We start from the raw sequence: 3,230 nt of genomic DNA, 5'->3' as shown, positions 1-3,230 counted from the left end.
ACTGGCCCTCCAGCCCCGCCTTTTTCACCAAGTCCTTCATCACATACTCGGCCATTGGGCTCCGACAGATATTGCCGTGGCACACGAACAGCACTTTTACCATCGTCCTCACGTCCCTCCGTATTCCCAGAATGCTGCGTGACTCATTTTATCATATGGGGCATTTTGCTTACATCGGCGCCGGCCTCTCCCCACAAGACTGCCTGGCCGGGGCGGGAACTTGTTGGGGCGTCCCGTCCTCGGCCGGGTAGCGCCGGCGCAGACGCGCGATGCAGAGCATGCAGGCCGGAATCAGGAAGGCGTCAGCGCTGATCCAGGCGGCAGGAGAGGCAAAGCAGGCCGCGGCATAGCCCAGCGGCGGGACCAGGAAATAGGCCACGCCCACGCGGGCCGCCATCTCCAGCACACCGGCCAGGATGGCGAAGACGCTGTAGCCCATCCCCTGGATGGAGAAGCGGACGATATTTACCAGGGACAGGGGGATGCAGAAGGCACTGTTGATCAGGATATACTGGCTGGTCAGGGAGCGCAGCAGCTCCAGCTGCGGCTCCTTGGGATCCAGGAACAGCATGGCGCACTGGCCGGAGAAGAGCACCATGGAGAGCAGGATGGCCCCGGAGCAGATCACCCCCAGCAGGGTACAGGACCGGATCCCCTGGCCCAGGCGCCCCAGCTTCAGGGCCCCCACGTTCTGGCCGCAGTAGGTGGCCATGGTGGCCCCCATGGCGTCAAAGGGGCAGCAGAGCAGCTGAAACAGCTTGCTTCCCGCCGCCACCGCCGCCACATAGGTGCTGCCCAGGCCGTTGACCGCAGCTTGGAGCACGATGGAGCCGATGGCGGTGATGGAGTACTGAAGCCCCATGGGCACCCCCATGATGCACAGGTGGCGGCAGGTATCCGGATCCAGCCGGCGCTCCTCCCGGGTCATCCGGAGGATGGGGTACTTCTTCCACATATAGGCCAGGCAGGCCACGCCGGAGATCCCCTGGGACACCACTGTGGCGATGGCCGCCCCCGCCACCCCGGTGTGGAACCACAGAATAAAGGCAAAGTCCAGGAAGATATTCAGAACCGAGGACAGGGCCAGGAAGTACACCGGTGCCCGGCTGTCCCCCAGAGAGCGAATGATCCCCGCCAGCAGGTTGTAGAGGAAGGTGGTGGGGATGCCCATAAAGATGATGAAGATATAGATGTATGCGCCGTCGAAGATGTCCGCCGGTGTCTGCATCACCGTGAGGATGGCCCGGCACAGCAGGCCCGTGGCCACCGTGAGCACCAGGGCGAACAGGGCGGAGAGATAGGCGGCGTTGGCCACATAGCGGCGCATGCGGACCGGGTCGTTGGCCCCCACCCGCTGCGCCACCGGAATGGCAAAGCCGTTGCACACCCCCATGCAGAAGCCGATCACCAGAAAGCTGATGGAGCTGGTGGAGCCCACCGCCGCCAGAGCGCCCGCGCCCAGCAGTTTGCCCACGATCATGGTATCCATCAGGTTATAGAACTGCTGGAACAGCATGCCCAGCAGCGTGGGCAGCCCAAAGCTGAGAATCAGCCGCATGGGACTGCCGGTCGTCAGATCCTTCATCATAGAGAATACCTCGCTTCCCGCCGGTGCGGCCGAACTTCCGCCGCGCCAAACAACGGATTATTATAGCGGGGTTCGCCCTCCGTGCATAGAGGCGTTTTTCACAAGCTCTGCTGGGGTTTTTCCAAAAATTTCAGGCAGAAATCAGGACAGAGCGGTACAACCAAAAAGGACCGGCATCCGCTGGTGGGGCGGGTGCCGGTCCTTTTGCAAAATAGGGTCAGGCGTTGACGGACTCCACCAGAGCGTCGGCCAGGGCATCCAGCTCCACGGCCTTGTCGTCCCCCAGGGAGGAGGCCATGCTCAGCCGCTCGTTGAGGACGGTCATGTTCTTCATCTCCTCGTCGATGAACTTCTGCATCAGATCCCCGGACTTGCAGGCCCAGGAGCCGTTCTCGATGAGGGCGAAGGTGCGGTTCTGCAGGTTGAGGGCCTTCATGTCCTCCAGGAAGCTCTTCATCACCGGGTAGATGCCCAGGTTGTAGGTAACGGAGGCCAGGACGATGTGGCTGTACTTCCACGCCTCGGCGATCAGGTAGGACACGTGAGTGTTGGACACGTCGTACACCGCCACGTTGGTGATGCCCTTCTCGCACAGCTTTGCGGCCAGGGCCTGGGCGGCGGCCTCGGTGTTGCCGTACATGGAGGCGTAGGCGATCATGACGCCCTTCTCCTCCGGCTCGTAGCGGCTCCACTTGTCATACTTGTCGATGAAGTAGCCCAGATCCTTGCGCCACACGGGCCCGTGGAGGGGGCAGATGTACTTGATCTGGTCCAGGATGCCGCCGGCCTTTTTCAGCAGCAGCTGGATGTGGGGGCCGTACTTGCCCACGATGTTGGTGAGGTAGCGGCGGGCCTCGTCGATCCAGTCCCGGTCGAAGTTGACCTCGTCGGCGAAGAGCTTGCCGTCCAGGGCGATGAAGGAGCCGAAGGCGTCGGCGGAGAAAAGCACGCCGTTGGTGGTGTCAAAGGTGACCATGGCCTCGGGCCAGTGGACCATGGGGGCGCCCACGAAGGCCACGGTGTGCCTGCCGAAGCAGTGGGTATCCCCCTCCTTCACCTGGACGCACTCGTGCTCGTCGGGGTGGAAGCCGAACTGCCGCATGAGCATGAAGGATTTCTCGGTGGAGATCACCTTCACCTTGGGGTAGCGGCGGAGGATCTGCTCCACGCTGGCGCCGTGGTCGGGCTCCATGTGGTTGACCACCAGCCAGTCCAGGGGCTTGTCGCCCAGCAGGTGGTCCAGGTTCTCCTGGAGCTGCCGGTAGGCAGACCAGTCCACCGTGTCGAACAGCACGGACTGCTCGTCCAGCAGCAGGTAGGCGTTGTAGCTGACCCCCTTGGGGATGGGGTGGATGTTCTCAAACAGGTGGAGCCGGTGGTCGTTGGCCCCCACCCAGTACAGATCGTCGGTTACCTTGCGCACGCAATACATAATCTTCCTCCTTATCTGTCATGCTTCGGCGGCTCCGCGACGGCACACTGCTTGCCGCTCCGCGAAAAATCCGCTTCGCCCTTCGGGCGTACGCCTGTTTTTTCGTCTGCGCGGCGCGCTGTGTGCCTGCTCCGCACGCCATCCGCACTTCTGCTTGTCATGCTTCGGCGGCTCCGCGACGGCACACTGCTTGCCGCTCCGCGAAAAATC

Annotated in this window: 2 protein-coding genes and 1 pseudogene; all 3 read right to left on the bottom strand. The window is 62.6% G+C overall.

Annotated features, from left to right (window positions below):
- A pseudogene (locus QZ378_RS12285) lies at window positions 1-103 on the bottom strand (low molecular weight phosphotyrosine protein phosphatase); the annotation flags it as partial.
- Window positions 104-169: 66 nt separating this feature from the next.
- Window positions 170-1,588 (bottom strand): MATE family efflux transporter, encoded by a 1,419-nt coding sequence (locus QZ378_RS12280; protein ID WP_291258472.1) that lies wholly within the window; start codon window positions 1,586-1,588, stop codon window positions 170-172.
- Window positions 1,589-1,805: 217 nt separating this feature from the next.
- Complete coding sequence (locus tag QZ378_RS12275) at window positions 1,806-3,020, bottom strand: FprA family A-type flavoprotein (RefSeq protein ID WP_191385107.1); 1,215 nt, start codon at window positions 3,018-3,020, stop codon at window positions 1,806-1,808.
- Window positions 3,021-3,230: the final 210 nt, after the last annotated feature.

This window comes from Flavonifractor sp. (assembly GCF_019422385.1).
In the GTDB taxonomy this organism is placed as follows: Bacteria; Bacillota; Clostridia; order Oscillospirales; family Oscillospiraceae; genus Flavonifractor; species Flavonifractor avistercoris.
The sequence above is the reverse complement of the archived record's forward strand: the minus strand, read 5'-3'. Positions and strand labels throughout refer to the sequence as shown.